This window comes from Ramlibacter sp. bp-362, assembly GCF_054956735.1.
Genome location: NZ_JBUDXE010000019.1, coordinates 1 through 23,951 on the forward strand (window position 1 = coordinate 1; position 23,951 = coordinate 23,951).

A 23,951-nucleotide genomic window follows, 5' to 3' on the forward strand; every position below is an offset into this window, starting at 1 on the left:
TCCAAGTACGACTTCCCCGGCGACGACACCCCGATCATCAAGGGCTCGGCCAAGCTGGCGCTGGAAGGCGACAAGGGTGAGCTGGGCGAGCAGGCCATCCTGAAGCTGGCCGATGCGCTGGACAGCTACATCCCCACCCCCGAGCGCGCGGTGGACGGCGCCTTCCTGATGCCGGTGGAAGACGTGTTCTCCATCTCCGGCCGCGGGACCGTGGTCACGGGGCGCGTGGAGCGCGGCGTGATCAAGGTCGGCGAGGAAATCGAGATCGTGGGCATCAAGCCCACGCAGAAGACCACCTGCACGGGCGTGGAAATGTTCCGGAAGCTCCTGGACCAGGGCCAGGCCGGTGACAACGTCGGCATCCTGCTGCGCGGCACCAAGCGCGAGGAAGTCGAGCGCGGCCAGGTGCTGTGCAAGCCCGGCTCCATCAAGCCGCACACGCACTTCACCGCCGAGGTGTACGTGCTGAGCAAGGACGAGGGCGGCCGCCACACGCCGTTCTTCAACAACTACCGGCCGCAGTTCTACTTCCGCACGACCGACGTGACCGGCTCGATCGAGCTGCCGAAGGACAAGGAAATGGTCATGCCCGGCGACAACGTGACCATCACGGTCAAGCTGATCGCCCCGATCGCCATGGAAGAAGGCCTGCGCTTCGCCATCCGCGAGGGTGGCCGCACCGTCGGCGCCGGCGTCGTCGCCAAGATCATGGAGTGATGCGATGGCCCAGCAGAAGATCCGCATCCGCCTGAAGGCCTTCGATTACAAGCTGATCGACCAGTCCGCCGCCGAGATCGTCGACACGGCCAAGCGCACCGGCGCCATCGTCAAGGGCCCGGTGCCCCTGCCGACGCGCATGAAGCGCTTCGACATCCTGCGTTCGCCGCACGTGAACAAGTCGAGCCGCGACCAGTTCGAGATCCGCACCCACCAACGCCTGATGGACATCGTCGACCCGACCGACAAGACGGTCGACGCCCTGATGAAGCTGGACCTGCCGGCCGGCGTGGACGTGGAGATCAAGCTGCAGTAACCCTGCGGTTTGCGCTCCCCCGAAAGGCCGCCCCTCCGGGCGGCCTTTCTCATGGCTGGCAGGCCTGTAGGAGTACTGCTACAATTGCCGGCTTCGCTTGCTTTCGGGCAGGCGGAGCTTTTATCAACCCTCTCTCGTACTCAAACGCGCAGGCCAATTGCAGCAGGCGCGGCGGGAGCAACGGAGTAACAACATGAGTCTGAGCAGCCTCGGGTTGCTGGGCCGCAAGGTGGGCATGATGCGCCTGTTCACCGATGACGGGGACGCCGTTCCTGTCACGGTGCTGGACGTGTCCAACAACCGCGTCACCCAGGTCAAGAACCAGGACAACGACGGCTACGTGGCGCTGCAGGTGACCTTCGGCGAACGCCGCAAGTCCCGCGTCACCAAGCCGCTCGCCGGCCACCTCGCCAAGGCGGGTGTCGAGCCCGGCGAAATCATCCGTGAATTCCGTGTCGACGCCGACACCGCCGGCAAGTACGCCGCGGGCAAGGCCGTGCCGGTGCAGGAGGTCTTCTCCGCCGGCCAGCTGGTGGACGTGCAGGGCACCTCCATCGGCAAGGGCTTCACGGGCACCATCAAGCGCCACAACTTCGGTTCGCAGCGCGCCTCCCACGGCAACAGCCGTTCCCACAACGTCCCGGGCTCCATCTCGATGGCGCAGGATCCGGGCCGCGTGTTCCCGGGCAAGAAGATGTCCGGCCACCTGGGCGACGTGACCACGACCGTGCAGAACCTCGACGTCGTGCGCGTGGACGAGGCCCGCGGCCTGCTGATGGTCCGCGGCGCGGTCCCGGGCGCGAAGAACGGCTTCGTGACCGTGCGCCTGGCCGCCAAGGGCCAGCCCAAGCCGGTCCAGGCCCAGCCCAAGGCCGAGAAGGGGAAGAAGTAAATGCAACTCGAACTCCTGAACGAGCAGGGCCAGGCCGCGTCGAAGTTCGACGCCCCCGAGACCGTGTTCGGCCGCGAATACAACGAAGCGCTGGTCCACCAGATCGTGGTGGCCTTCCAGGCCAACGCCCGCCAGGGCACGCGCGCCCAGAAGGACCGCGAGCAGGTCAAGCACTCGACCAAGAAGCCGTTCCGCCAGAAGGGCACGGGCCGCGCCCGCGCCGGCATGACCTCCTCGCCGCTGTGGCGCGGGGGCGGCCGCATCTTCCCGAACAGCCCGGAAGAGAACTTCACCCAGAAGATCAACAAGAAGATGTACCGCGCCGGCATGGCGTCCATCTTCTCCCAGCTCGCCCGTGACGGGCGCCTGGCGGTCGTCGACTCCCTGAAGGTCGACAGCCCCAAGACCAAGCAGCTGGCCGCCAAGTTCAAGGCCATGAACCTGGAGTCGGTGATGGTGATCGCCGACGAAGTGGACGAAAACCTGTACCTCGCCTCCCGGAACCTGCGCAACGTGCTCGTCGTCGAGCCGCGCTACGCCGATCCGCTGTCGCTGGTGCACTACAAGAAAGTGCTCGTCACCAAGGGCGCGATCGACAAGCTGAAGGAGATGTTCGCATGAGCACCGCCACCAGGTTTGACGAAGGCCGCCTGATGCAGGTCCTGGTCGCCCCCATCGTGTCCGAGAAGGCGACGATGGTGGCCGACAAGACCAACGCGGTGACCTTCAAGGTCCTGCGCGACGCGACCAAGCCCGAGATCAAGGCCGCCGTGGAACTGATGTTCAACGTGCAGGTGAAGGGCGTCTCGGTCGCCAACATCAAGGGCAAGACCAAGCGCTTCGGCCGCTCGGTGGGTCGCCGCGACAACGTGCGCAAGGCCTACGTGACGCTGCAGCCGGGCCAGGAGCTGAACTTCTCCGGGGAGGCCGCTTAATCATGGCAGTCATCAAGATGAAACCGACCTCGCCCGGCCAGCGCGCCGTGGTGAAGGTCTCGCGCGGCCACCTGCACAAGGGCGAGCCCTACGCGCCGCTGCTCGAGCCGAAGTTCCAGAAGGCCGGCCGCAACAACAACGGCCACATCACCGTGCGCCACAAGGGTGGCGGCCACAAGCACCACTACCGCGTGGTGGATTTCGTCCGCAACAAGGACGGCATCCCGGCGAAGGTGGAGCGCATCGAGTACGACCCGAACCGCACGGCCCACATCGCCCTGGTGGTGTACGCCGACGGCGAGCGCCGCTACATCATCGCGCCGCGCGGCCTGGAAGTGGGTGCGCAGCTGGTGTCCGGTTCGGAAGCCCCGATCCGCGCCGGCAACACCCTGCCGATCCGCAACATCCCGGTGGGCTCGACGATCCACTGCATCGAGATCCAGCCCGGCAAGGGCGCGCAGATCGCGCGTTCCGCCGGCACGTCCGCCACGCTGCTGGCCCGCGAAGGCTCCTACGCGCAGGTTCGCATGCGCTCGGGCGAAGTGCGCCGCATCCACATCGAGTGCCGCGCCACCATCGGTGAAGTGGCCAACGAAGAGCACAGCCTGCGCCAGATCGGCAAGGCCGGCGTCAAGCGCCACATGGGCATCCGCCCGACGGTGCGCGGCGTCGCGATGAACCCGATCGACCACCCGCACGGTGGTGGTGAGGGCCGCACCGGCACCGGCAAGCCGCCGGTCGATCCGTGGGGCAACCTGACCAAGGGCTACCGCACGCGTAACAACAAGCGCACGCAGACGTTCATCGTCTCGCGCCGCAAGAAGTAAGGGGTCCGCACAAATGACGCGTTCTCTCAAGAAGGGTCCGTTCGTGGACCACCACCTGGTGGGCAAGGTCGACAAGGCCGTCGCCACCAAGGACAAGAAGCCGATCAAGACCTGGTCGCGCCGCTCGATGATCCTGCCCGACTTCATCGGGCTGACGATCGCCGTGCACAACGGCAAGCAGCACGTTCCGGTCTACATCACCGACCAGATGGTGGGCCACAAGCTGGGCGAGTTCGCCCTGACGCGCACCTTCAAGGGTCACCCCGCCGACAAAAAAGTCGTGAAGAAGTGAGGCTGAACCATGGCTGAAACCAAAGCAGTCCTCCGCGGCGTGCGCCTGTCCGTCGACAAGGGCCGCCTCGTGGCCGACCTGATCCGCGGCAAGAAGGTGGACCAGGCCCTCAACATCCTGAACTTCACCCAGAAGAAAGGTGCCGTCATCGTCAAGAAGGTGCTGGAGTCCGCGATCGCGAACGCCGAGCACAACGACGGCGTCGACATCGACGAGCTGAAGGTCAAGACGATCTACGTGGAACAAGGCACCGTGCTGAAGCGCTTCACCGCGCGCGCCAAGGGCCGCGGCAACCGCATCAGCAAGGGCACGTGCCATGTGTACGTGACCGTCGGGAACTGAGGAAGAACATGGGACAGAAGATCCATCCGACCGGCTTCCGCCTGGCCGTCACCCGCAACTGGAACAGCCGCTGGTACGCGAACAACCGCGACTTCGGCGACATGCTGGCCGAGGACATCAAGGTCCGCGACTACCTGAAGACCAAGCTGAAGAACGCCGCGGTCTCCCGCGTGCTGATCGAGCGCCCCGCCAAGAACGCCCGCATCACCATCTACTCGGCCCGTCCGGGCGTGGTGATCGGCAAGAAGGGCGAGGACATCGAGAACCTGAAGAAGGAACTGGCCACCCGCCTGGGCGTGCCGGTTGCTGTGAACATCGAGGAAGTGCGCAAGCCCGAAGTCGATGCCCAGCTGATCGCCGACTCGATCACCCAGCAGCTCGAGAAGCGCATCATGTTCCGCCGCGCGATGAAGCGCGCCATGCAGAACGCGATGCGCCTGGGCGCGCAGGGCATCAAGATCATGTCGTCGGGCCGCCTGAACGGCATCGAGATCGCGCGCACCGAGTGGTACCGCGAAGGCCGCGTGCCGCTGCACACGCTGCGCGCCGACATCGACTACGGCTTCTCCGAAGCGAAGACCACCTACGGCGTCATCGGCGTCAAGGTGTGGGTCTACAAGGGCGACACCCTGGGCCGCAGCGACCTGCCGTCCCTGGACAGCACCCCGCGCCCCGAGGGCGAGGAGCGCCGTGGCCCGCGCGGCCCGCGCCGTGACGGCGACCGCCGTGGCGGCCCCGGCGGCGACCGCCGTGGCGGCGGCGGCCGTGGCCCCCGCACCGATGCCCGTACCGCGGGCGCCACCAACGTGGCGCCGGCCGAAGGCAGCGACAAGCCCGCTGAAGCAACCGCAGGCGCCCCCGAGGCGCCGAAATCTACCGTTAAGCGCGTGCCCCGCAAGACTGCGGGCTCCGCGCCGGCCGCCCCGGCCGACGGTAAAGGAGAGTAAACATGCTGCAACCCGCTCGCCGCAAATACCGCAAAGAGCAGAAGGGCCGCAACACCGGCATCGCCACGACGGGCAACTCCGTGGCCTTCGGTGACTTCGGCCTGAAGTGCACGGACCGCGGCCGCCTGACGGCCCGCCAGATCGAGGCCGCGCGTCGCGCGATCTCCCGCCACGTGAAGCGCGGCGGCCGCATCTGGATCCGTGTGTTCCCGGACAAGCCGATCTCGCAGAAGCCCGCCGAAGTCCGCATGGGCAACGGCAAGGGCAACCCCGAGTACTACGTGGCCGAGATCCAGCCGGGCAAGGTCGTCTTCGAGATCGTGGGCGTGCCCGAGCAACTCGCGCGCGAGGCGTTCAAGCTGGCCGCCGCCAAGCTGCCGCTGCGCACCACGTTCGTGACCCGCCAGATCGGCGCCTGAAGGAGTAGAGAACCATGACCGTGAAAGCCAAGGATCTCCGCGCCAAGGACGCCGCCGGCGTGGAAGCCGAAGTGAAGGCCCTGCAGAAGGCCCATTTCGGCCTGCGCATGCAGAAGGCCACCCAGCAACTCAACAACACCGCCACGCTGCGCTCCACGCGCCGTGACATCGCCCGCGCCAAGACCATCCTGGCGCAGAAGCGTGCGGAATCCGCCAAGTCGTAAGGAGTGACGAAGATGACGGAAGCAAAGACTTCTCTGAAGCGCACTCTGGTCGGCCGCGTGGTGAGCGACAAGCGTGCCAAGACCGTGACCGTGCTGGTCGAGCGCCGCGTGAAGCACCCGATCTACGGGAAGATCGTGATCAAGTCGAGCAAGTACCACGCGCACGACGAGAACGGCGAGTTCCACACGGGCGACCTGATCGAGATCGAGGAAAGCCGCCCGATCTCCAAGACCAAGAACTGGGTCGCGACCAGGCTGCTGGAAAAGGCGGCGCTGGTCTAAGCCACCCCGCCTGCAGGCAATCCGGAAACGGCCCACAATCGTGGGCCGTTTTCTTTTTGCACACCTACGAGGAGATCCCATGATCCAGGTCGGCGACCAACTCCCTGACGTGACCCTGCAGGAGTATTCCGAAGTCGAAGGCAATGGCTGCAGCATCGGCCCCAACCCGGTGAAGGTGCGCGAGGCCGCCAAGGGCAAGACCATCGCCCTGTTCGCGCTGCCCGGCGCCTTCACGCCGACCTGCTCGGCCAAGCACGTGCCCGGCTACGTCGAGAAGTTCGACGAGCTGAAGAAGGCCGGGGTGGACGAGATCTGGTGCCTGAGCGTCAACGACGCCTTCGTGATGGGCGCCTGGGCCCGCGACCAGAAGAGCGCAGGCAAGGTGCGCATGCTGGCCGACGGAAGCGCCGACTTCGCCAAGGCCACCGGCCTGACGCTGGACCTCACCGGCCGCGGCATGGGCCTGCGCAGCAACCGCTACTCCATGCTGGTCAAGGACGGCAAGGTCGCCAGCCTGAACGTCGAGGCCCCGGGCAAGTTCGAGGTGAGCGACGCCCAGACCATGCTGGGCCAGGTGCGCGGCTGATCCCCGCTAGCCCCGGCTGCTCAACGGCGCCGGGGTGCTGTTCCACAGGTCCGCCTTGAGGTAGTGCGCCCCCGCGATGGGGTTGTGGTAGTACGGCGGGATCTCCTCGAAGCCGAGGTCCTCGTACAGCGCCCGGGCGGCTTCCATGTCGTCGAGCGTGTCGAGCAGCACGCAGTCGTAGCCGGCGCGGCGGGCCGCGTCGAGCGTGGCCTCGGCCAGGTGCCGGCCCAGGCCGAAGCCCCGGAAGGCTTTCCGCACGTACAGGCGCTTCATCTCCGAGGCGTTCGGGTAATCGGCGGTGTCCAGCGGCCGCAGCGCACAGCAGCCGGCCAGCTCGCCGTCCACGCGGGCCAGGAACAGGACGCCGCGCGGGGCGGCGTACTCGCCCGGGAGGCCGGCGAGTTCCTGCTCGAAATCCTGGAAGCAGAGGTCGACGCCGAGCCCGTCGGCGTATTCCCGGAAGATGGCGCGCACTTCGTCCATGTCGCGCGCGCCCTCCGGCGTGCTCAGGGCGATCAGGGGCAGCGGGGCTGTGTCCAATGTCCTGCGAGGGAGTGGTGGACGGGACATCTTAGCGCCCCGGCGCGGCCGGTCTAGTTGAAGCCCCCGCTGCCGCCTCCGGAACCCAGGCTCGCCACCCAGGCCACCAGCCCGGCGCAGGCCGCGGCCACCACCAGCGCCAGCAGGCGCGATCTTGCGTCGTCGCGGGACGAGCGCGCCGGCCCTGCCACCTCCTTGTCGCCCACCACCATCGCCTGCACCAGGCCCTCGCCCTTCTTCGTGGCGTACCAGGCGATCGCCGCCAGGTGCAGCACGACCAGCCCGATCAGCAGCCACTGTCCCACGGCCTTGTGGTACCAGGTGGCGGCCAGCCCGGTGGCGCTGTCCACGAAACGGTTGAGCGGTCCGGTGAAGGCGATCTCGTCGTCGGCGAAGAGGCCGGTGCCCACCTGGGCCGCCAGCACCAGCAGCATCGCGAACACCGACCCGGCCCCCAGCGGGTTGTGGCCCACCAGGTGGTCGGGATGGGCCCGGCCACCGACATAGGCCAGCACGCTGGCGGGCTTGTAGAGGAAAGTACGGAACCGCGACCAGTGCCCGCCCACGAAGCCCCACACGAACCGGAACAGCAGCAGCGACAGCACCGCGTAGCCGAAGCGCGCGTGCCAGGGCATGGCGTCGCCGCCCACATAGCCGGTGACGACCAGCAGCACCACGCAGGCAGCGAGCAGCCAGTGGAACAGGCGCGTGGGCAGGTCCCACACGCGCACGCGATGCGTCATGTCTCGTTACCTCGTTGTCGTGGGGGCCGGGCAACGCGGAATACCGCGGCGGCGCCCATCGTTAGTACAGTGCCGGGCGGCCATGCCCTTCCGTCCCGACGCGGCCGCTGCGGCACCCGCCACTTTAACCACGGAGAAGAAATGAAGAAGTTTGCCGCGCCACTGGCGCTTGCCACCGCCGGACTCCTGCTTGCCTCCGGCGCATCCGCCCAGAGCTTCCAGAAGCCCGAAGACGCGATCAAGTACCGCCGCAGCGCCATGACGGTGCTCGGGGCGCACTTCGGCGCCCTCGGCGCCATGGCCAACGGCCGGGTGCCGTTCGACGCCGCGGCCGCCGCCCGCAACGCGGACGTGATCGCCATGATGTCGCACCTGCCCTTCGCCGGTTTCCTGCCCGGCACGGAAAAGGGCGAGACCCGGGCCAAGGCGGACATCTGGCTGGAGCCGGCGAAGTTCAAGGCCGACGCCGAGAAGATGCAGGACGCCGTCGGCAAGCTGGCCGCCGCCGCCAAGACCGGCAACCTGGACGCGATGAAGGCGGCCTTCGGCCCGGCCGGGCGTACCTGCAAGGCCTGCCACGACGATTTCCGCAAGGACTGAGCGCCGCGCGCCCACAAGCGAAAAGCCCCGCGTCGCGGGGCTTTTTCGTGGAGGAAGGCGCCGGATCAGGACTCGGCCAGCAGCTTCTCGATCAGCGCATGCAGCTCGTCGAAGTCGGGCTCGCCGACGTAGCGCTTGACGATCTCGCCCTTCTTGTTGACCAGGTAGGAGGTGGGCGTCAGCTGCACCTCGCCCCAGGCCTTGGCCACGGCGCCGGTGTTGTCGATGGCGACGCTGAAGGGGAGCTTGCGCGTTTCCGCGTAGTTCACCACGTAGCTCGGGGGGTCGTAGCTCATGGCCACGGCCAGGTGCTCGTAGCCCTTGGCGTGGTACTTGTCGTAGGTGGAGACCATCTTGGGCATCTCCGCCACGCAGGTGGTGCAGCTGGTGGCCCAGAAGTTGACCAGCGCGACCTTGCCCTTCAGGTCGGCCGTGGTCTTGTGCGAGCCGTCCAGCAGGACGAAGGTCGTCTCCGGCGCGGCCGAGGCCCCGCCCGCCACGAAGAACGCGCCCGCTGCCGCCACGGCCAGCGCCGCCGCGCCCACTGCCCACCGAATCTTCGCCGTCATGTCTGCTCCGCTTCCGGCCGCGGGAGGCGGCCTTCCAGGGAAGATTGTGGCGCAACGGGAAAGTTCATGCGCCGGCAGGGTCGCCCCGGCCGTCAGGCGCAACCGACCAGCAGGCGGGTGAGCTCCTGCGGGGCGCTCACCATGGGGTCGTGGCCGGTTTCCAGCTCCACGACGCGCACGCCGCCCCCGCCGGTCCAGGCACCGTCCCAGAAGTTCGCATCGCGCACGCGCGGGCGGATCGCATCGATGGTCCCGAGCCGGGGCCGGACGCAGTCGATGAAGGTGCGCGGCACGCCGGCGACCCGCCGCGCATCGAAGTCCAGCGGCGCCTGGTAGGTGTGGCCCGGATGCGGGGTCTGGCGGCGTCGGACCCATGCGTGGTCGGCGTCGGCCAGGCCGAACACGGCCGGGTCCGGCGGCGGGAAGGCGAAGTCGGGCGAAGCCTGCGCCGCCGCGAGGCGCGCCTCGCGCGTCGCGGCGGCGTGCGTGCTGCTCCAGCTCTCGCCGGGCCGCGGCACCACGGCATCCACGTACACCAGGTGCTTCAGGCGCTGCGGCATGCGGTCGGCGATCGCGGTGCCGATCATGCCGGCGTACGAATGCACGGCCAGCACGACCTGCTGCAGCTCCTCGGCCTCGATCAGGTTCGCGACGTCGGCGATGTGGGTCTCCAGCGTGATCGCCGGCGACAGCAGGTGGGCGCGCTCGCCCACGCCGGTCAGCGTGACGGCGTGCGCGCGGTGCCCCTGCGCGTGCAGCGCATCGACGACGCGGCGCCAGCACCAGCCGCCGTGCCAGGCCCCGTGCACGAGGACGAAATCGGCCATGTCAGATCACCTCCTGCGCGCGCAGCTGCGCGATGCGTTCGCCGTCGGCGCCGAGCAGTTCGCGCAGCACTTCCTCGGTGTGCTGGCCCAGGAGCGGCGGCGGAAGGTCGCTGCGCACCGGCGTGCCCCCGAGCTTGAGCGGGCTCGCCACCAGGTTCAGCGGCCCGGAGAGCGGATGCTCCCACTGGTGCACCATGCCGCGCTCGCGCACGTGCGGGTCGGCGAACACCTCGGCCAGGTTGTTGATCGCGCCGCAAGGCACCTTGGCCGCCTCCAGCGCGCGCAGCCAGTCCTGCTTGCCGCGCGTCTTGAGCACTTCTTCCAGCAGCGGCACCAGCACGGCGCGGTTGCCGACGCGGTCGCGGTTCTTCGCGAAGCGCGGGTCGCTCGCCAGCTCGGGCCGGCCCGCGACCTGGCAGAACTTGGCGAACTGGCCGTCGTTGCCCACGGCCAGGATGATGTGGTCCTTGCTGCCGTCGGCGGCGGGTGCGACCTCGAACACCTGGTAGGGCACGATGTTCTGGTGCGCGTTGCCGGCGCGGCCGGGCACCTTGCCGCTCACCAGGTAGTTGGCGCCCAGGTTCGCCAGCATCGCGACCTGCGTGTCCAGCAGCGCCATGTCCAGGTGCTGGCCTTCGCCCGTGTGCTCCGCGTGGCGCAGCGCCGCGAGGATCCCGACCGTCGAATACATGCCCGTGAACAGGTCGGCCACCGCCACGCCGACCTTCTGCGGCCCGCCGCCGAGGTCGTCGCGCTCGCCGGTGATGCTCATGAGCCCGCCCATGCCCTGGATCGCGTAGTCGTAGCCGGCCCGTTCGCGATAGGGACCGGTCTGGCCGAAGCCCGTCACGCTGCAGTAGACGATGCGCGGATGGATCGCGCGCAGCGACGGGTAGTCCAGCCCGTAGCGCGCCATGTCGCCGACCTTGAAGTTCTCCACGAACACGTCGCAGTGCTTCGCCAGCTCGCGGATCAGCGCCTGGCCTTCGGGCCGCGCGATGTCGCAGGTGACCGAGCGCTTGTTGCGGTTGGTGCCCAGGTAGTAGGCCGCCTCCGCCGTGTCGCGGCCCTCGCGGTCCTTGAGGAAGGGCGGGCCCCAGGTGCGCGTGTCGTCGCCCGTGCCCGGGCGCTCGATCTTGATCACGTCGGCTCCCAGGTCCGCGAGCGTCTGCGTGCACCAGGGGCCGGCCAGCACGCGCGAGAGGTCGAGGACGCGGATTCCGGCAAGGGCGTTCATGCGCGCCATTATGGGCGCGGGATAATGCCCGGCCGCGGCCCCCGGGGCACGCCCTTCCTCCAACCCAGGATCCCGATGTCCCTGCTCGATCGCCGCCAGGCGGTGCTGGTCTTCCTCGCCTTCGCCTTCGCCTACTTCTTCGCCGCCGTGCTGCGCGCGATCACCGCCACCCTCTCGCCGGTGCTCACGCAGGAATTCCGCCTCGACGCCGGCGAGCTGGGCCTGCTGGCCGGCGGCTACTTCCTCGGCTTCGCGCTGATCCAGCTGCCGCTGGGAACCTGGCTGGACCGGCACGGCCCGCGCAAGGTGATCCTGCGCTTCGTCTCGCTGGCGGTGATGAGCTGCGCCGCCTTCGCGCTGGCCGACAGCTTCGCCTGGCTGCTGGCCGCCCGCGTGCTGTGCGGCGTCGGCGTGGCGGCCTGCCTGATGGCGCCGCTCACGGGCTTCCGCCGCTGGTTCACCCCGGGCGTGCAGCTGCGCACCAACTCCTGGATGCTGATGACGGGCTCCTTCGGCATGGTCGCCTCCACGCTGCCCGTGCAGTGGCTGCTGCCGGTGATGGGCTGGCGGCCGATCTTCTGGATCCTCGCCGTGCTGATGGCGGCCTCGATGTTCGTCATCGCCTGGCGCGTGCCGCACTGGTCGGAGGAGGACCACGCGCAGCCGGCCGGCGCGCCGCGCGGCAGCTATGCGCCCGTGTGGCGCCATCCCTATTTCTGGCAGATGGCGCCCATCGGCTTCTTCAGCTACGGCGGCATGATCGCCGTGCAGTCGCTGTGGGCCGGGCCCTGGCTGGTGCGCGTGGCCGGCTACGAGCCGGCGGCGGCGGCCGGCGGCCTGTTCACCATCAATCTCTCGATGCTTGTCACCTTCTGGTGCTGGGGACTGGTGAACCCGTGGCTGCAGCGGCGCGGAATCGTCACCGACCGCCTGATCGCCTGGGGCCTGCCCCTCAGCTTCGTCGCGCTGGGCGCGCTGATCGTGCTGGGGCCGGACGCCGGGCCGGCCGTGCTGGCGCTGATCTGCACCAGCAGCACCTTCGTCGCGCTCGCGCAGCCGGCCGTGGGCATGGTGTTCCCCGCGTCGCTGGCGGGCCGCGCCCTTTCGGCCTACAACCTGGTCATCTTCGTCGGCGTGTTCGTCGTCCAGTGGGGCATGGGCCTGGTCATCGACGCCCTGCGCGCGGGCGGCTTCACGGAGGCGGCGGCCTTCCGCGGCGCCTTCGGTGTCTTCCTCGCCACGAGCGTGCTGTCCTACGCATGGTTCCTGTGGAGCAGAAGCCATAATCGGCAGCAAAGCCCATGAACGCCATCCTGCTGATCGCCCATGCGCCGCTGGCCAACGCCTTGCGGCAGTGCGCTCTGCACGTGTTCCCGGACTGCGGCGGCAGCGTGATGGCGATCGACGTGCAGCCCAACCTCTCGCCGGAGGAGACGCTCGCCTCGGCCCGCATCGCGCTCGACCAGCTGTCCCAGCCGCCCAACGTCCAGGGCGTGCTGGTCCTCACCGACATCTTCGGCGCCACGCCCAGCAACGTGGCCCAGAAGCTGGTGGACGGCGTGTCCTCGCGCCTCATCACCGGCGTGAACCTGCCCATGCTGCTGCGCGCCGTGAGCTACCGGCACGAGTCGCTCGACACCCTGGTGTCGCGCGCGGTGGTGGGCGGCACGCAGGGCGTCATGCAGGTGGCGATCACCGCGCCGCAGAACCAGCCCAGACGCAACCATGATCCAGAAGACCACGACCATCAGCAATAAGCTCGGCCTGCACGCGCGCGCCTCGGCCAAGCTCACCAAGCTGGCGGGCAGCTACCCGTGCGAGGTCTGGATGAGCCGCGGCGAGCGCCGCGTCAACGCCAAGAGCATCATGGGCGTGATGATGCTCGCCGCGGGCATCGGCACCGAGGTGACGATCGAGACCAACGGCGAGAAGGAGCAGGAGGCGATGGACGCGCTGCTCGCGCTGATCCACGAGAAGTTCGGGGAAGGCGAATGACCTTCTCGATCCATGGCATCGCGGTCGCCCGGGGCATCGCCATCGGGCGGGCGGTGATCATGGGCTCGGGACGCGCCGACGTCGTCCACTACTTCATCGAGCCGTCGCAGGTGGCGGCGGAGATCGAGCGCATCCGCACCGGCCGCAACGCGGTGGTCGAGGAGATCCACCGCCTGCAGCAGACCATCTCCACGCTCAGCCCCAAGGAGACGCCGCACGAGCTGTCGGCCCTGCTGGACGTGCACCTGATGCTGCTGCAGGACGAGGAGCTGATCAGCGGCATCAAGCACTGGATCACCGACCGCCTCTACAACGCCGAGTGGGCGCTGACGACGCAGCTGGAAGTGCTGTCGCGCCAGTTCGACGACATGGAGGACGACTACCTGCGCGAGCGCAAGGCCGACCTCGAGCAGGTGGCCGAACGCATCCTGCGCTACATGAAGGGCATCCCCTCGCCCGTCGCACAGCCCCCCGCGCAGAAGCGCAAGACGGCGCAGGACCTGCTGCTGGACGACAGCGTCGACGTGCCGCTGGTGCTGGTGGCGCACGACCTGTCGCCGGCCGACATGCTGCAGTTCAAGCAGAGCGTGTTCGCGGGCTTCGTCACCGACGTCGGCGGCAAGACCTCGCACACGGCCATCGTCGCGCGGAGCCTGGACATCCCCGCCGTGGTGGGCGCGCGCGCCGCCAGCACCCTGGTGCGCCAGGACGACTGGGTGATCATTGACGGCGACAGCGGCTTCATGATCGTCGACCCTTCGCCGATCATCCTGGCCGAGTACGGCTACAAGCAGCGGCAGGTGGAGCTGGAACGCGGGCGCCTGGGGCGCCTGCGCCACACGCCGGCCGTCACGCTCGACGGCCAGAAGGTGGAGCTGCTCGCCAACATCGAATTGCCCGAGGACGCCGCCGGCGCGCTGAAGGCGGGTGCCGTCGGCGTCGGCCTGTTCCGCAGCGAGTTCCTGTTCATGGGGCGGCAGGGCAACATGCCCGGCGAGGAGGAGCAGTACCTCGCCTACCGCAAGGCCGTCGAAGGCATGGAAGGCCTGCCGGTGACCATCCGCACGCTGGACGTCGGCGCCGACAAGCCGCTGGACGACGGCCGCCGCGACGAGGCGCACCTGAACCCGGCGCTGGGCCTGCGCGCCATCCGCTGGAGCCTGGCGGAGCCGGAGATGTTCCGCACGCAGCTGCGGGCCATCCTGCGCGCCGCCGCGCACGGCAAGGTGAACATGATGGTGCCCATGATCGCGCACGCGAGCGAGATCCGGCAGACGCTGGCGCTGGTGGACTTCGCCCGCGCGGAGCTGGACGCGCAGGGCGTCGCCTACGGCCCGGTCAGCATCGGCGCGATGATCGAGATCCCGGCGGCGGCGCTCACTCTGCGCACCTTCCTCAAGTACTTCGACTTCCTCTCGCTGGGCACCAACGACCTGATCCAGTACACGCTGGCGATCGACCGCTCCGACGAATCGGTGGCGCACCTGTACGACCCCTGCCACCCCGCCGTGCTGCGCCTGATCGCGGACACCATCACCGAGTGCCGCCGCCAGGGCAAGCCGGTGAGCGTGTGCGGCGAGATGGCCGGCGACACGCAGTTCACGCGCCTGCTGCTCGGGCTGGGCCTGCGCATCTTCTCGATGCACCCGGCGCAGATCCTCACGGTGAAGCAGGAGGTGCTGCGCGCCGACGCGGGCCGGCTGGAAGCCTGGGCGCGCAGCGTCGTGGACGCGGAAGACCCGGCGCAGGCGCTCCTGTCCTGATCAGCGCGTGCGCGTGCCCACGACGGCCGCGCCGATGATCAGCGCCGCGGCCACCGCGATGCTCGCGCTGAACGCGCGTCCCGTGACCAGCACCAGCAGGGCGGTCGATGCCAGCGGCGTGATGTAGCTCAGTATGCCGATCTGCCGCGCGTCGCCGCCCTTGAGCGCCTTGTCCCAGAAGAAGAACGCGGCGCCCAGCGGCCCCAGGCCGGTCACGACGATCAGCGCCCAGTCGCGCGGCGACAGGTCCACGCGGGTTTCCAGCAGCGCGTGGCAGGCGAGCGAGAGCAGGCCAGAGAGCAGCCCGAACAGGCCGATCGCCGCGGTGGGAAAGGCAGGGACGCGGCGCGTGCCCAGCGAATAGCTCGCCCAGATGATGGCCGAGGCCAGCGCCGGCAGGTAGCCCCAGGACCAGGCGCCGCTCGCGCCGCCGCCGCCGAGGATGGCGATCGCCGCGCCCGCGAAGCCCACCAGAGCGGCGAGCACGTGCGCCGGCCGCAGGTGCAGCCCCGGCAGGAACAGCGGCGCCAGCACGACGATCAGCAGCGGCCACAGGTAGTTCACCAGGTTGGCTTCCACCGCCGGCGCCATGCGCAGCGCGACGAACAGCAGCAGGTGGTAGCCGAAGAGGCCACCCACCCCCATCGCCAGCGTGCGGCCCGGCACCTTCCACTGCCGCACGAGCGGCCAGGCGGGGACGCTGCCGATGACGAGCGCGAGGCCGGTGAGCAGGAAGGGCGGCACGTGCCGCAGCGCCACGCCCAGCGAGGCGAGCGAGGCCCAGAGCGCGATCGCGCCGAGGGCATGGAGGTTGGGATGCATGGGCGCGGAGCATACTTCGCCTGCCCATCCGCACCTCACTCCTGGGAGCGTTCCAGCAGGTAGCCCAGGCCGCCGGCGCGGTACCAGTGGTAGCCGTAGGGCTCCATCACGATCGTGTGGACGCCGCGCCCGTTGGCGTAGCTGTGGTCCTGCGTGAGCAGGTTGATCAGCTGGCGGCCGCGCTCGTCGCGCGAGTTCAGCTTGATCTCGGCGGCCTCGCCCGTGAGGTTGTGGATCACCACGACCGCGTTGTTGCGCCAGTCGTAGCGCAGCGCGAGCACGCCGTCGTTGCCGGTCTCCAGCACGGTGAAATCGCCCCAGCCGATCTCGGGCACTTCCTTGCGCATGCGGATGATGCGCTCCGTCCAGTTCAGCATGGAGCCGGCGTCGCGCCGCTGGTCCGCCGCGTTGATCTTGTGAAAGCCGTAGGGCCCCTGCTCGATCACGGGCAGCACCGGCGTGCCGCGCGTGAAGCCCCCGTGCGGCTCGGTGGACCACTGCATCGGCGTGCGCGCGCAGTTGCGTTCCTTAAGCGACAGGTCGTCGCCCATGCCCAGCTCGTCGCCGTAGCGGATCACCGGCGTGCCGGGCAGGGTGAACATGAGGCTGTACGCCATCTCCATGCGGCGGCAGTCGCCCCGCAGCATGGGCGCGAGGCGCCGCCGGATGCCGCGCCCGTACAGCTGCATGTCCTTGTCGGGCCCGAGCGCCTCGAACACCTCGGCGCGCTGCGTCTCGGTGAGGCGGCCGAGGTCCAGCTCGTCGTGGTTGCGCAGGAAGTGGCCCCACTGCGCCGTGTCCGGGCGGCCGCGCGTCTGCTCCAGCGCCTTCGCCAGCGGCTTGCTGTCGCCCGTGGCCAGGGCGTAGAAAACCCGCTGGTTCACCCAGAAGTTGAACATCATCTGCAGCCGGTCGCCGTCGTCGCCGAAGTAGTGCATGTTGTTCTTCGGCTCGACGTTCGCCTCGGCGAGGATGATCGCGTCGCCGCGTCGCCACTGGAGGAACTCGCGCAGGTCGCGCAGCAGCCCGTAGCGCTCGCGCGACTTCTTCCCCGCGCCCTTGGTCTGGATCACGAAGGGCATCGCGTCCATGCGGAAGCCGCACACGCCCAGCTCCAGCCAGAAGCCCATGATCTTGCGGATCTCGGCCAGCACCAGCGGGTTCTCGGTGTTGAGGTCGGGCTGGAACTCGTAGAAGCGGTGGAAGTAGTACTGGCCCGCCACGGGGTCGCGCGTCCAGGTGGTCTTCTGCACGCCCGGGAACACCATGCCCTCGTCGGCGTTCTCGGGCTTCTTTTCCGACCACACGTAGTAGTCGCGGTACCTGGACGCGGGGTCCTTGCGCGCCTCCTGGAACCAGGGGTGCTCGCTGCTCGTGTGGTTGACGACCAGGTCGATCATCACGCGGATGCCGCGCTGCTTGGCCTGGTGGGTGAAGTCCACGAAGTCGCCCAGGGTGCCGAAGCAGGGGTCGACCTGGTAGAAGTCGCTGATGTCGTAGCCGTCGTCGCGCCGCGGCGACTTCTGGAACGGGCCGAGCCACAGGCAGGTGACGCCCAGGCCGTGCAGGTAGTCGAGCCGGCGGGTCAGCCCCTCGAAGTCACCGATGCCGTCGCCGTTCGAGTCCATGTAGGTCCCGACGTGCAGGCTGTAAATGACGGCGTTCTTGTACCAGAGGTCCTTGATCATGGCCGCTCCGTGGCGCGTTGCGCGCAGTATCACGGAGCGCCGCCCTTCCGGGGGCCGCGGAACCCAGCTCAGGCGTTCGTTTCGGTCGCCACCCCGGCGGCATGCGCCTGCTGGTCGGCGTGGTAGGAGCTGCGCACCAGCGCGCCGACGGCGGCGTGGTGGAAGCCCATCTCGTAGGCCTTCGCCTCGAACATCCTGAACGTGTCCGGGTGCACGTAGCGGCGCACCGGCAGGTGCGAGGTGCTGGGCGCGAGGTACTGGCCGATGGTCAGCATCTCGATGCCGTGCGCGCGCATGTCGCGCATGACCTCCAGGATCTCCTCGTCGGTCTCGCCCAGGCCGACCATCAGGCCGCTCTTGGTCGGGATGTCCGGGAACAGCGCCTTGAACTTCTTCAGCAGGTTCAGGCTGAACTGGTAGTCGGAGCCCGGCCGCGCTTCCTTGTACAGGCGCGGGATCGTCTCCAGGTTGTGGTTCATCACGTCGGGCGGGGCGGCCTTCAGGATCTCCAGCGCGCGGTCGTCGCGGCCGCGGAAGTCGGGCACCAGCACCTCGATGGTGGTGGACGGCGAGAGCTCGCGCGTGCGGCGGATGCACTCGACGAAGTGGCCGGCGCCGCCGTCGCGCAGGTCGTCGCGGTCCACGCTGGTGATCACCACGTACTTGAGCTTCAGCGCGGCGATCGTGCGGGCGAGGTTCTCGGGCTCGCTCGCGTCCAGCGGGTCGGGCCGGCCGTGGCCGACGTCGCAGAAAGGGCAGCGGCGCGTGCACTTGTCGCCCATGATCATGAAGGTCGCCGTGCCGCGGCCGAAGCACTCGCCGATGTTGGGGCAGGAGGCTTCCTCGCAGACCGTGTGCAGGTTGTGCTCGCGCAGGATCTGCTTGATCTCGTAGAAGCGCGAGCTGGCGGAGCCCGCCTTCACGCGGATCCAGTCGGGCTTCTTGAGGACTTCGCCCTGCTCGACGTGGATGCGGATGCGCGAGAGCTTGGCCGCGGCCTTCTGCTTGGCGCCGGCCTGGTAGTTCTCGACGGTCTGCGCCTCGCGCACGACGTTGCTGGTGCTCATGGGGGCTTTCAGGGGGCCAGCAGCACCTCGAGCTCGTGGCCCAGCAGCGCGGCGGCATCATTCCATGTCATGGGAACGCCCATTGTAGAAAGGTCGACGGTGCGCAGTCCTGCGTAACCGCAAGGGTTGATGCGGGAGAAGGGTTCCAGGTCCATCGCGACGTTGAAGGCGAGGCCGTGGTAGGTGCGGTGGCGGGAGACCTTGATGCCGAGGGCGGCGATCTTGCCGAGGCCGGTGAAATCCTCCGGGGCGGGCAACCGCGCGTGACTGAAGGGATCCTCGAGACGCACATAGATCCCCGGCGCCCCCCGCACCCTGTGCCCCGTCACGCCGGCCTTGCCCAGCGTGCGGATCACGGCTTCTTCCAGCCGGTACACGTACTCCTTGACGAAGTACCCGGCCCGCTGCAGGTCCAGCAGCGGGTACGCGACCACCTGCCCGGGCCCGTGGTAGGTCACCTGGCCGCCGCGGTTGGTGGGCACCACCGGGATGTCCCCCGCCGCGAGCACGTGCTCCGGCTTGCCGGCGAGGCCCTGCGTGAACACCGGGGGGTGTTCGCAGAGCCACAGTTCGTCGGGGGAGTCGGGCGTGCGCGCTTCGGTGAAGGCGGCCATTGCCTGCACGGTGGGCAGGTAGTCCACCCGCCCGAGCACCTTCACCTGCATCGGCTTACAGGACGACCTTGACCATCGGGTGCGAAGTGAGCGCCCGGTACAGGTCGTCCAGCTGCTCGCGGCTGGTCGCGGTCACGGTGATCGTGATGCCGAGGTAGTTGCCCTTGCTGCTGTCGCGCAGCTCCACCGTTGCGGCGTCGAAGCCGGGGTCGAACTGGCGGGCGATCGTCGTCACCGCGTGGACGAAGCCGTCCACCTTCGGGCCCATCACCTTGATGGGGAAGGCCGAGGGGTATTCGATCAGCGAATCCTTGCGGGGGTCGGCGGCGGAGGGCGGCGGGAAGATGGAAGCGGACATGCGGTCAGGAGCGTTTGGCTTGCTGGTAGCCTGCGAACAGCCTGTCGTAGATGGGGCCCGGCTTGCCGTTTCCAACTGGCTTTCCGTCCAGCACGGTGCAGGGCAGCACTTCCTTCGTGGCCGAGGAAAGGATGATCTCGTCGGCGCCCAGCACCTCCGCCCGGGAGACCGGGCGCAGCTCGAAGGGGATGCCCTGCGCGCGGCACAGCTCCTCCAGCAGGCCGTAGCGGATGCCTTCCAGCACCAGGTTGTCCTTGGGCGGACCGAGGACCACGCCGTCCTTCACCACCCAGACGTTCGACGCCGCGGCCTCGCTCAGGAAGCCGTCGCGGAACATGATGGTCTCGGTGCCGCCGACGTCGGCGCTCATCTGGCGCGACAGCACCGCGCCGGCGAGGCTGGTGCTCTTGATGTGGGCCTTCTTCCAGCGGAAGTCGTCGGCCGTGACGCAGGCCACGCCCTTGGCGCGCTCCTCGGCGGGGTAGATGTAGAGGCGGTTCACCATCCCGAAGACCGTGGGCTCGAGGTCCGGCGGCATCACGTGGTCGCGCCATGCCACGCCGCGCGTGATCTGCAGGTACACGAGCTGGTTGGTTTCCGCGGCCGGCTTGCCCACGTGCTTCGCGTAGGCATCGACCAGCTGCTCCACCAGCGCGCGCCAGCCGGCGCGGTCCATCGGGTTGCGGATGCGCATCTCGGCCAGGCTGCGGTCCAGGCGGGCCATGTGCTGCTCGAAGCGGAAAGGCCGCCCCGCGTACGCCGGCACGACTTCGTACACGCCGTCGCCGAAGATGAAGCCGCGGTCCAGCACGCTCACCTGCGCCTGGTCGGTGGTGCTCATGCGGCCATTGAGCCAGCAGGGAAGGGCGGGGATGGGTTCGCTCATGGGAGCATTGTGCGGCAAGCCCACTGCCTTCGTAGGCTGGCGGTGAGCGCAGCGAACCCCAGCACTCACTCAACGCCAGAGCAGCACGGCCGCAATCGCGATCCACCCCAGCGCCAGGTTCACCTTCACCAGCACCGCGATCTGGTTCATCCCCTTCCCGCCCTCCGGCCAGTCCTGCGCCGCGATCGCCCGCTTCGCCCTGCGCCATGGCGAGAACACGATGTGCCCGAACACCAGCATCATCACCACGCCCAGCCCCGCCATCGCGTGCCAGCCGCGCGGCGCCTGCCCGGCCGGGGCCTGCAGCAGCAGCGGCACGCCGGTCAGCAGCAGCACGGCGATGCTCGCCCCCACCACCGCGAAGAAGCGCCGCAGCACCTGCGCCATCAGCGGCAGGCGCACCGGCGGCTGCAGCTGCGTGTGCAGCACGGGGCGCAGCGCCAGCACGACGAAGGCCATCCCGCCCATCCAGAAGATGGCGGCGGCGAGGTGGAGGAAGACGAGCAGGTCGGCCATGGGATTCCAGTCCAGGGAGGAGCGCGGATTGTGCTGCGCGCGCCGCGCACTGTCGCCTCCGCGCCTGCCCATGGCCGGGGCTGGCGGACCGGCCTGGGTTTCTACTTATAATGGGAGGCTTTCCAGAATTTTCAGGACTTACAGCGGCGGTCCATGCCAACAAGAAGAATCGCCCCGCTGCCTGAAGAGCCGCAGGAACCCCCCGTTCGCCCGTTGAGCGCCGAAGAGGCGCGCCGCGTGCGCGAGCAGAACCCGCCGGTCAGTCCCTGGTGGGTGGTGGCGGGCCAGGCGGTGGTGGGCGCCGTGGCGGCCTTGGTCGCCTGGGCAATCACCGGGAAGCAAAACGTCGGGTGGTCCGTCGCGTACGGTGCATTGGCTGTGGTCCTTCCCGCAGCGGTGTTCGCGCGGGGGCTCACCGGACGGATCGCATCGATCAACGCGGGGACGGCCGCCGTCGGCTTCCTCGTGTGGGAGATGGTGAAGATCGCCTTGTCGCTCGCCATGCTGGCGGCCGCGCCGAGGCTGGTGGCGGCACTGAGCTGGCCGGCTTTGCTGGTGGGCCTGGTGCTCGCGATGAAGGTGTACTGGGTGGCGTTGGCATTCACGCCACGGTCCAAGACGAAATCGAGCTAAAACGAAATGGCTAGCGAAAACACGGTTGCGGAACACGGGATGAGCGCCGGCGAGTACATCGTCCACCACCTCACCTTCCTGCAGAACCACGAGCCGGGCAACGTCGTCGACTTCTCCGTCTTCAACTACGACTCCATCTTCTGGGCCGTCCTGCTGGGCGTGCTCACCTGCTACTTCTTCTGGCGCGCCGCGCGCAAGGCGACGCCGGGCGTCCCGGGCCGCTTCCAGGCGGCCGTGGAGATCCTGGTGGAGATGGTCGAATCCCAGGCCAAGGGCATCGTCCACAACGCCAACAGCCGCAAGTTCGTGTCGCCGCTGGCGCTGACCATCTTCGTCTGGATCATCCTGATGAACACGATGGACCTGCTGCCGGTGGACCTGCTGCCCTGGATCTGGGGCCACATCTACGCGGCCGCCGGCCACGACCCCGCGCACGCCTACATGCGCGTCGTGCCGACGGCGGACCTGTCGATCAGCATGGGCCTGTCGGTCTCGGTGCTGCTGATCTGCCTGTTCTACAACGTCAAGATCAAGGGCATGGGCGGCTGGGTGCACGAGCTGTTCACCGCGCCCTTCGGCAACCACCCGCTGCTGTGGCCCGCCAACTTCGCCATGCAGATCATCGAGTTCATCTCGAAGACCGTCTCGCACGGCATGCGGTTGTTCGGCAACATGTACGCCGGCGAACTGATCTTCCTGCTGATCGCGATGATGGGCGGCGCGTTCTCGCTGTCCGGCACCGGCATCGGCCTGGCCATCGGCCACGTCATCGCCGGCACGGCCTGGGCCATCTTCCACATCCTGATCATCGTGCTGCAGGCCTTCGTGTTCATGATGCTGGCCCTCGTGTACCTCGGCCAGGCCCACGACGCGCACTAGCGCGCCGCGGCAACCGTTTCCACCCTTTCTCGTCAACCACCAAAGTCCCTTTAGGAGCAATCATGGAAGTTATCAGCTTTGTCGCCCTGGCCGCCGGCCTGATCATCGGTCTGGGTGCCATCGGCGCCTGCATCGGCATCGGCATCATGGGCAGCAAGTACCTGGAGTCCGCCGCCCGCCAGCCCGAGCTGATGAACGAGCTGCAGACCAAGATGTTCCTGCTGGTCGGCCTGATCGACGCGGCGTTCATCATCGGCGTCGGTATCGCCCTGTGGTTCGCCACCGCCAACCCGTTCCTGGGCCAGCTGGCCAACCTGCCGAAGTAAGAGCGTCCATCCTTCCGGCCAACCCTTCCCGCGCAACCGAGCAATACGCGGGAGTTCAAGGATGAAAAAGTGAGCATCACCGGCACCCTCATCATTCAGATCATCGTGTTCATGATCCTGGTCTGGTTCACGATGAAGTTCGTGTGGCCGCCGATCGCGGCTGCGCTCGACGAGCGCGCCCGCAAGATCGCGGAAGGCCTGGCTGCCGCCGACAAGGCGAAGGCCGAACTGGCCGCCGCCGACCGTCGCGTGGAAGAGGAACTGGCGAAGTCGCGCAACGACACCGCCTCCCTGCTGGCCGACGCCGAGCGCCGGGCGCAGGCGATCGTCGAGGAAGCCAAGTCCCGCGCGAGCGAGGAAGGCGCCAAGATCATCGCCGCGGCCCGCGCCGAAGCGGAGCAGCAGACGGTGAAGGCCCGCGAGGCCCTGCGCGAGCAGGTCGCCGTGCTGGCCGTCAAGGGCGCCGAGCAGATCCTGCGCAAGGAAGTGAACCCGCAGGTGCACTCCGAGCTGCTGAAGCGCCTGCAGACCGAGCTGTAAGGAGCACGCATGGCCGAACTCGCCACCATCGCCCGTCCGTACGCGGAAGCGCTGTTCCAGTCCTCGCAGGCCGACCTGCAGGGCACGGAGCAATGGCTCGATGCCCTCGCCGCGGTGGCGGGCAACGACCAGCTGCTGCAGTTCGCGGACAACCCCAAGGTCGACAACCGCCAGGTGTTCGACGTCGTCGCCGACGTCGCGCGCGTGCAGTTGCCGCCGGCCGCGCAGAACTTCCTTCGCACCGTGATCGAGAACGGCCGCCTGGCCGCGCTGCCCGAGATTGCCGGGCAGTTCCGTGCGATGAAGAACGCGCAGTCCGGCTCGTCCGACGCGGTGGTCTACAGCGCCTTCCCGATCGCGGCCGAGCAGCTGGCCGGCGTCGCCGCGGCGCTGGAGAAGCGGTTTGGCCGTAAGCTCAATGTCACCGTGCAGGAAGACCCGTCGCTCATCGGCGGCATCCGCGCGGTCGTGGGCGACGAGGTGCTGGACACCTCGGTGCGGGCCCGCCTGGAACAAATGAAAGTCGCGCTGGCGGCGTAAGCGCCCCAGCCCTCCCCCAAGGACAAGTC

Annotated in this window: 35 protein-coding genes; 23 read left to right on the top strand and 12 right to left on the bottom strand. The window is 68.5% G+C overall.

All coding sequences use genetic code 11. From position 1 onward, the window contains the following. From ACY0MJ_RS19795 to ACY0MJ_RS19855, 13 genes are all read left to right on the top strand, one after another. The coding region (locus tag ACY0MJ_RS19795) for an EF-Tu C-terminal domain-related protein (protein ID WP_462640265.1) at positions 1 to 717 on the top strand (717 nt) is incomplete at its 5' end. Between the two features lie 4 nt (positions 718 to 721). Then, a complete protein-coding gene (gene rpsJ / locus ACY0MJ_RS19800; RefSeq protein ID WP_145895499.1) occupies positions 722 to 1,033 on the top strand; it encodes a 30S ribosomal protein S10 in 312 nt (103 codons plus the stop codon). Positions 1,034 to 1,226: 193 nt separating this feature from the next. Beyond that, a complete protein-coding gene (gene rplC / locus ACY0MJ_RS19805; protein WP_462640266.1) occupies positions 1,227 to 1,925 on the top strand; it encodes a 50S ribosomal protein L3 in 699 nt (232 codons plus the stop codon). Beyond that, positions 1,926 to 2,546 carry a 50S ribosomal protein L4 gene (gene rplD, locus ACY0MJ_RS19810; RefSeq protein ID WP_462640267.1) on the top strand — a complete coding sequence of 207 codons (621 nt, stop codon included), beginning with the start codon at positions 1,926 to 1,928 and terminating at the stop codon, positions 2,544 to 2,546. It begins immediately after the preceding gene. Then, entirely contained in the window at positions 2,543 to 2,860 is a 318-nt protein-coding gene (gene rplW / locus ACY0MJ_RS19815; protein WP_462640268.1) for a 50S ribosomal protein L23, read from the top strand. Before rplD ends, rplW begins: the two co-directional genes overlap by 4 nt. Before the next feature lie 2 nt (positions 2,861 to 2,862). Further along, positions 2,863 to 3,687: a 50S ribosomal protein L2 gene (gene rplB / locus ACY0MJ_RS19820; RefSeq protein WP_462640269.1), complete on the top strand. Its 825-nt coding sequence runs from the start codon at positions 2,863 to 2,865 to the stop codon at positions 3,685 to 3,687. 13 nt (positions 3,688 to 3,700) lie between these two features. Beyond that, the gene (gene rpsS / locus ACY0MJ_RS19825; RefSeq protein ID WP_462640270.1) at positions 3,701 to 3,979 is read left to right on the top strand and encodes a 30S ribosomal protein S19; all 279 of its coding nucleotides are present in this window, start codon (positions 3,701 to 3,703) and stop codon (positions 3,977 to 3,979) included. Between the two features lie 9 nt (positions 3,980 to 3,988). Next, positions 3,989 to 4,321 carry a 50S ribosomal protein L22 gene (rplV, locus tag ACY0MJ_RS19830; RefSeq protein ID WP_462640271.1) on the top strand — a complete coding sequence of 111 codons (333 nt, stop codon included), beginning with the start codon at positions 3,989 to 3,991 and terminating at the stop codon, positions 4,319 to 4,321. Between the two features lie 8 nt (positions 4,322 to 4,329). Then, on the top strand, positions 4,330 to 5,268 hold the full coding sequence (gene rpsC / locus ACY0MJ_RS19835; protein WP_462640272.1) for a 30S ribosomal protein S3: 939 nt from the start codon (positions 4,330 to 4,332) through the stop codon (positions 5,266 to 5,268). A gap of 2 nt (positions 5,269 to 5,270) precedes the next feature. Continuing rightward, a complete protein-coding gene (gene rplP / locus ACY0MJ_RS19840; protein ID WP_462640273.1) occupies positions 5,271 to 5,687 on the top strand; it encodes a 50S ribosomal protein L16 in 417 nt (138 codons plus the stop codon). A 14-nt stretch (positions 5,688 to 5,701) separates the two neighbouring features. Further along, positions 5,702 to 5,911, top strand: coding sequence for a 50S ribosomal protein L29 (gene rpmC / locus ACY0MJ_RS19845; RefSeq protein ID WP_462640274.1), 210 nt, complete (start codon positions 5,702 to 5,704; stop codon positions 5,909 to 5,911). Positions 5,912 to 5,923: 12 nt separating this feature from the next. After that, positions 5,924 to 6,193: a 30S ribosomal protein S17 gene (rpsQ, locus tag ACY0MJ_RS19850; RefSeq protein WP_462640275.1), complete on the top strand. Its 270-nt coding sequence runs from the start codon at positions 5,924 to 5,926 to the stop codon at positions 6,191 to 6,193. 79 nt (positions 6,194 to 6,272) lie between these two features. Next, positions 6,273 to 6,779, top strand: coding sequence for a redoxin family protein (locus ACY0MJ_RS19855; protein WP_462640276.1), 507 nt, complete (start codon positions 6,273 to 6,275; stop codon positions 6,777 to 6,779). A gap of 6 nt (positions 6,780 to 6,785) precedes the next feature. Here ACY0MJ_RS19855 and ACY0MJ_RS19860 read toward each other — a convergent pair whose 3' ends face one another. Together ACY0MJ_RS19860 and ACY0MJ_RS19865 are read right to left on the bottom strand one after the other, a co-directional pair. Then, the gene (locus ACY0MJ_RS19860) at positions 6,786 to 7,262 is read right to left on the bottom strand and encodes a GNAT family N-acetyltransferase (RefSeq protein ID WP_462640337.1); all 477 of its coding nucleotides are present in this window, start codon (positions 7,260 to 7,262) and stop codon (positions 6,786 to 6,788) included. Between the two features lie 110 nt (positions 7,263 to 7,372). Next, the gene (locus ACY0MJ_RS19865) at positions 7,373 to 8,062 is read right to left on the bottom strand and encodes a cytochrome b/b6 domain-containing protein (RefSeq protein ID WP_462640277.1); all 690 of its coding nucleotides are present in this window, start codon (positions 8,060 to 8,062) and stop codon (positions 7,373 to 7,375) included. Between the two features lie 141 nt (positions 8,063 to 8,203). Between ACY0MJ_RS19865 and ACY0MJ_RS19870 the strand changes: the two genes are divergently transcribed. Beyond that, positions 8,204 to 8,662 carry a c-type cytochrome gene (locus ACY0MJ_RS19870; RefSeq protein WP_462640278.1) on the top strand — a complete coding sequence of 153 codons (459 nt, stop codon included), beginning with the start codon at positions 8,204 to 8,206 and terminating at the stop codon, positions 8,660 to 8,662. Positions 8,663 to 8,727: 65 nt separating this feature from the next. On the opposite strand, the gene ACY0MJ_RS19875 is transcribed toward ACY0MJ_RS19870, so the two are convergent. From ACY0MJ_RS19875 to ACY0MJ_RS19885, 3 genes are all read right to left on the bottom strand, one after another. Next, entirely contained in the window at positions 8,728 to 9,231 is a 504-nt protein-coding gene (locus tag ACY0MJ_RS19875; protein WP_462640279.1) for a TlpA family protein disulfide reductase, read from the bottom strand. A 92-nt stretch (positions 9,232 to 9,323) separates the two neighbouring features. After that, positions 9,324 to 10,058, bottom strand: coding sequence for an alpha/beta fold hydrolase (locus tag ACY0MJ_RS19880; protein WP_462640280.1), 735 nt, complete (start codon positions 10,056 to 10,058; stop codon positions 9,324 to 9,326). A 1-nt stretch (position 10,059) separates the two neighbouring features. Then, entirely contained in the window at positions 10,060 to 11,295 is a 1,236-nt protein-coding gene (locus ACY0MJ_RS19885) for a CaiB/BaiF CoA transferase family protein (RefSeq protein WP_462640281.1), read from the bottom strand. Between the two features lie 75 nt (positions 11,296 to 11,370). On the opposite strand from ACY0MJ_RS19885, the gene ACY0MJ_RS19890 reads away from it, so the two are divergent. From ACY0MJ_RS19890 to ptsP, 4 genes are read left to right on the top strand one after another with little or no spacing between them, the layout of a single operon-like run. Next, positions 11,371 to 12,600 (top strand): MFS transporter, encoded by a 1,230-nt coding sequence (locus ACY0MJ_RS19890; RefSeq protein WP_462640282.1) that lies wholly within the window; start codon positions 11,371 to 11,373, stop codon positions 12,598 to 12,600. Then, a complete protein-coding gene (locus ACY0MJ_RS19895) occupies positions 12,597 to 13,052 on the top strand; it encodes a PTS sugar transporter subunit IIA (protein WP_462640283.1) in 456 nt (151 codons plus the stop codon). Before ACY0MJ_RS19890 ends, ACY0MJ_RS19895 begins: the two co-directional genes overlap by 4 nt. Beyond that, on the top strand, positions 13,021 to 13,290 hold the full coding sequence (locus tag ACY0MJ_RS19900; RefSeq protein WP_462640284.1) for an HPr family phosphocarrier protein: 270 nt from the start codon (positions 13,021 to 13,023) through the stop codon (positions 13,288 to 13,290). The genes ACY0MJ_RS19895 and ACY0MJ_RS19900 overlap by 32 nt, the downstream gene beginning before the upstream one ends. Further along, positions 13,287 to 15,053, top strand: a complete 1,767-nt coding sequence (gene ptsP, locus ACY0MJ_RS19905) for a phosphoenolpyruvate--protein phosphotransferase (RefSeq protein WP_462640285.1) — start codon at positions 13,287 to 13,289, stop codon at positions 15,051 to 15,053. Before ACY0MJ_RS19900 ends, ptsP begins: the two co-directional genes overlap by 4 nt. Here ptsP and ACY0MJ_RS19910 read toward each other — a convergent pair whose 3' ends face one another. The 7 genes from ACY0MJ_RS19910 to ACY0MJ_RS19940 form a co-directional block, all read right to left on the bottom strand. Then, on the bottom strand, positions 15,054 to 15,875 hold the full coding sequence (locus ACY0MJ_RS19910) for a DMT family transporter (RefSeq protein WP_462640286.1): 822 nt from the start codon (positions 15,873 to 15,875) through the stop codon (positions 15,054 to 15,056). Between the two features lie 35 nt (positions 15,876 to 15,910). Beyond that, positions 15,911 to 17,563 (bottom strand): alpha-amylase family protein, encoded by a 1,653-nt coding sequence (locus ACY0MJ_RS19915; RefSeq protein WP_462640287.1) that lies wholly within the window; start codon positions 17,561 to 17,563, stop codon positions 15,911 to 15,913. A gap of 68 nt (positions 17,564 to 17,631) precedes the next feature. Further along, positions 17,632 to 18,630: a lipoyl synthase gene (gene lipA, locus ACY0MJ_RS19920; protein ID WP_462640288.1), complete on the bottom strand. Its 999-nt coding sequence runs from the start codon at positions 18,628 to 18,630 to the stop codon at positions 17,632 to 17,634. Positions 18,631 to 18,638: 8 nt separating this feature from the next. Next, positions 18,639 to 19,295 (bottom strand): lipoyl(octanoyl) transferase LipB, encoded by a 657-nt coding sequence (gene lipB / locus ACY0MJ_RS19925; protein WP_462640289.1) that lies wholly within the window; start codon positions 19,293 to 19,295, stop codon positions 18,639 to 18,641. A 4-nt stretch (positions 19,296 to 19,299) separates the two neighbouring features. Continuing rightward, a complete protein-coding gene (locus tag ACY0MJ_RS19930) occupies positions 19,300 to 19,602 on the bottom strand; it encodes a YbeD family protein (protein ID WP_462640290.1) in 303 nt (100 codons plus the stop codon). 4 nt (positions 19,603 to 19,606) lie between these two features. After that, entirely contained in the window at positions 19,607 to 20,488 is an 882-nt protein-coding gene (locus ACY0MJ_RS19935; protein WP_462640291.1) for a D-amino acid aminotransferase, read from the bottom strand. A 69-nt stretch (positions 20,489 to 20,557) separates the two neighbouring features. Further along, entirely contained in the window at positions 20,558 to 21,004 is a 447-nt protein-coding gene (locus ACY0MJ_RS19940) for a DUF4149 domain-containing protein (protein WP_462640292.1), read from the bottom strand. A gap of 153 nt (positions 21,005 to 21,157) precedes the next feature. Between ACY0MJ_RS19940 and ACY0MJ_RS19945 the strand changes: the two genes are divergently transcribed. From ACY0MJ_RS19945 to ACY0MJ_RS19965, 5 genes are all read left to right on the top strand, one after another. Continuing rightward, positions 21,158 to 21,637, top strand: coding sequence for an ATP synthase subunit I (locus ACY0MJ_RS19945; protein ID WP_462640293.1), 480 nt, complete (start codon positions 21,158 to 21,160; stop codon positions 21,635 to 21,637). A gap of 6 nt (positions 21,638 to 21,643) precedes the next feature. Continuing rightward, entirely contained in the window at positions 21,644 to 22,516 is an 873-nt protein-coding gene (gene atpB / locus ACY0MJ_RS19950) for a F0F1 ATP synthase subunit A (protein WP_462640294.1), read from the top strand. A gap of 62 nt (positions 22,517 to 22,578) precedes the next feature. After that, on the top strand, positions 22,579 to 22,842 hold the full coding sequence (gene atpE / locus ACY0MJ_RS19955) for a F0F1 ATP synthase subunit C (RefSeq protein WP_440480530.1): 264 nt from the start codon (positions 22,579 to 22,581) through the stop codon (positions 22,840 to 22,842). A gap of 69 nt (positions 22,843 to 22,911) precedes the next feature. Continuing rightward, positions 22,912 to 23,382, top strand: a complete 471-nt coding sequence (locus ACY0MJ_RS19960) for a F0F1 ATP synthase subunit B (protein ID WP_462640295.1) — start codon at positions 22,912 to 22,914, stop codon at positions 23,380 to 23,382. Positions 23,383 to 23,391: 9 nt separating this feature from the next. Next, positions 23,392 to 23,922, top strand: a complete 531-nt coding sequence (locus ACY0MJ_RS19965; RefSeq protein ID WP_462640296.1) for a F0F1 ATP synthase subunit delta — start codon at positions 23,392 to 23,394, stop codon at positions 23,920 to 23,922. Positions 23,923 to 23,951: the final 29 nt, after the last annotated feature.

Excerpts from the sequence above, each read along its gene's own strand:
- rplB (WP_462640269.1), top strand. The coding sequence starts at position 2,863 with ATGGCAGTCATCAAGATGAAACCGACCTCGCCCGGCCAGCGCGCCGTG.
- rplC (WP_462640266.1), top strand. The coding sequence starts at position 1,227 with ATGAGTCTGAGCAGCCTCGGGTTGCTGGGCCGCAAGGTGGGCATGATG.
- ACY0MJ_RS19895 (WP_462640283.1), top strand. The coding sequence starts at position 12,597 with ATGAACGCCATCCTGCTGATCGCCCATGCGCCGCTGGCCAACGCCTTG.
- ACY0MJ_RS19875 (WP_462640279.1), bottom strand. The coding sequence starts at position 9,231 with ATGACGGCGAAGATTCGGTGGGCAGTGGGCGCGGCGGCGCTGGCCGTG.
- rplD (WP_462640267.1), top strand. The coding sequence starts at position 1,926 with ATGCAACTCGAACTCCTGAACGAGCAGGGCCAGGCCGCGTCGAAGTTC.
- ACY0MJ_RS19900 (WP_462640284.1), top strand. The coding sequence starts at position 13,021 with ATGATCCAGAAGACCACGACCATCAGCAATAAGCTCGGCCTGCACGCG.
- ACY0MJ_RS19935 (WP_462640291.1), bottom strand. The coding sequence starts at position 20,488 with ATGAGCGAACCCATCCCCGCCCTTCCCTGCTGGCTCAATGGCCGCATG.
- rplW (WP_462640268.1), top strand. The coding sequence starts at position 2,543 with ATGAGCACCGCCACCAGGTTTGACGAAGGCCGCCTGATGCAGGTCCTG.
- ACY0MJ_RS19945 (WP_462640293.1), top strand. The coding sequence starts at position 21,158 with ATGCCAACAAGAAGAATCGCCCCGCTGCCTGAAGAGCCGCAGGAACCC.
- atpB (WP_462640294.1), top strand. The coding sequence starts at position 21,644 with ATGGCTAGCGAAAACACGGTTGCGGAACACGGGATGAGCGCCGGCGAG.
- rpsJ (WP_145895499.1), top strand. The coding sequence starts at position 722 with ATGGCCCAGCAGAAGATCCGCATCCGCCTGAAGGCCTTCGATTACAAG.
- ACY0MJ_RS19940 (WP_462640292.1), bottom strand. The coding sequence starts at position 21,004 with ATGGCCGACCTGCTCGTCTTCCTCCACCTCGCCGCCGCCATCTTCTGG.
- lipA (WP_462640288.1), bottom strand. The coding sequence starts at position 18,630 with ATGAGCACCAGCAACGTCGTGCGCGAGGCGCAGACCGTCGAGAACTAC.
- rpmC (WP_462640274.1), top strand. The coding sequence starts at position 5,702 with ATGACCGTGAAAGCCAAGGATCTCCGCGCCAAGGACGCCGCCGGCGTG.
- rplV (WP_462640271.1), top strand. The coding sequence starts at position 3,989 with ATGGCTGAAACCAAAGCAGTCCTCCGCGGCGTGCGCCTGTCCGTCGAC.
- rpsC (WP_462640272.1), top strand. The coding sequence starts at position 4,330 with ATGGGACAGAAGATCCATCCGACCGGCTTCCGCCTGGCCGTCACCCGC.
- ptsP (WP_462640285.1), top strand. The coding sequence starts at position 13,287 with ATGACCTTCTCGATCCATGGCATCGCGGTCGCCCGGGGCATCGCCATC.
- ACY0MJ_RS19915 (WP_462640287.1), bottom strand. The coding sequence starts at position 17,563 with ATGATCAAGGACCTCTGGTACAAGAACGCCGTCATTTACAGCCTGCAC.
- ACY0MJ_RS19880 (WP_462640280.1), bottom strand. The coding sequence starts at position 10,058 with ATGGCCGATTTCGTCCTCGTGCACGGGGCCTGGCACGGCGGCTGGTGC.
- ACY0MJ_RS19885 (WP_462640281.1), bottom strand. The coding sequence starts at position 11,295 with ATGAACGCCCTTGCCGGAATCCGCGTCCTCGACCTCTCGCGCGTGCTG.
- rpsS (WP_462640270.1), top strand. The coding sequence starts at position 3,701 with ATGACGCGTTCTCTCAAGAAGGGTCCGTTCGTGGACCACCACCTGGTG.
- ACY0MJ_RS19865 (WP_462640277.1), bottom strand. The coding sequence starts at position 8,062 with ATGACGCATCGCGTGCGCGTGTGGGACCTGCCCACGCGCCTGTTCCAC.
- ACY0MJ_RS19930 (WP_462640290.1), bottom strand. The coding sequence starts at position 19,602 with ATGTCCGCTTCCATCTTCCCGCCGCCCTCCGCCGCCGACCCCCGCAAG.
- ACY0MJ_RS19890 (WP_462640282.1), top strand. The coding sequence starts at position 11,371 with ATGTCCCTGCTCGATCGCCGCCAGGCGGTGCTGGTCTTCCTCGCCTTC.
- ACY0MJ_RS19855 (WP_462640276.1), top strand. The coding sequence starts at position 6,273 with ATGATCCAGGTCGGCGACCAACTCCCTGACGTGACCCTGCAGGAGTAT.
- ACY0MJ_RS19910 (WP_462640286.1), bottom strand. The coding sequence starts at position 15,875 with ATGCATCCCAACCTCCATGCCCTCGGCGCGATCGCGCTCTGGGCCTCG.
- rplP (WP_462640273.1), top strand. The coding sequence starts at position 5,271 with ATGCTGCAACCCGCTCGCCGCAAATACCGCAAAGAGCAGAAGGGCCGC.
- lipB (WP_462640289.1), bottom strand. The coding sequence starts at position 19,295 with ATGCAGGTGAAGGTGCTCGGGCGGGTGGACTACCTGCCCACCGTGCAG.
- ACY0MJ_RS19870 (WP_462640278.1), top strand. The coding sequence starts at position 8,204 with ATGAAGAAGTTTGCCGCGCCACTGGCGCTTGCCACCGCCGGACTCCTG.
- atpE (WP_440480530.1), top strand. The coding sequence starts at position 22,579 with ATGGAAGTTATCAGCTTTGTCGCCCTGGCCGCCGGCCTGATCATCGGT.
- ACY0MJ_RS19965 (WP_462640296.1), top strand. The coding sequence starts at position 23,392 with ATGGCCGAACTCGCCACCATCGCCCGTCCGTACGCGGAAGCGCTGTTC.
- ACY0MJ_RS19860 (WP_462640337.1), bottom strand. The coding sequence starts at position 7,262 with ATGGACGAAGTGCGCGCCATCTTCCGGGAATACGCCGACGGGCTCGGC.
- rpsQ (WP_462640275.1), top strand. The coding sequence starts at position 5,924 with ATGACGGAAGCAAAGACTTCTCTGAAGCGCACTCTGGTCGGCCGCGTG.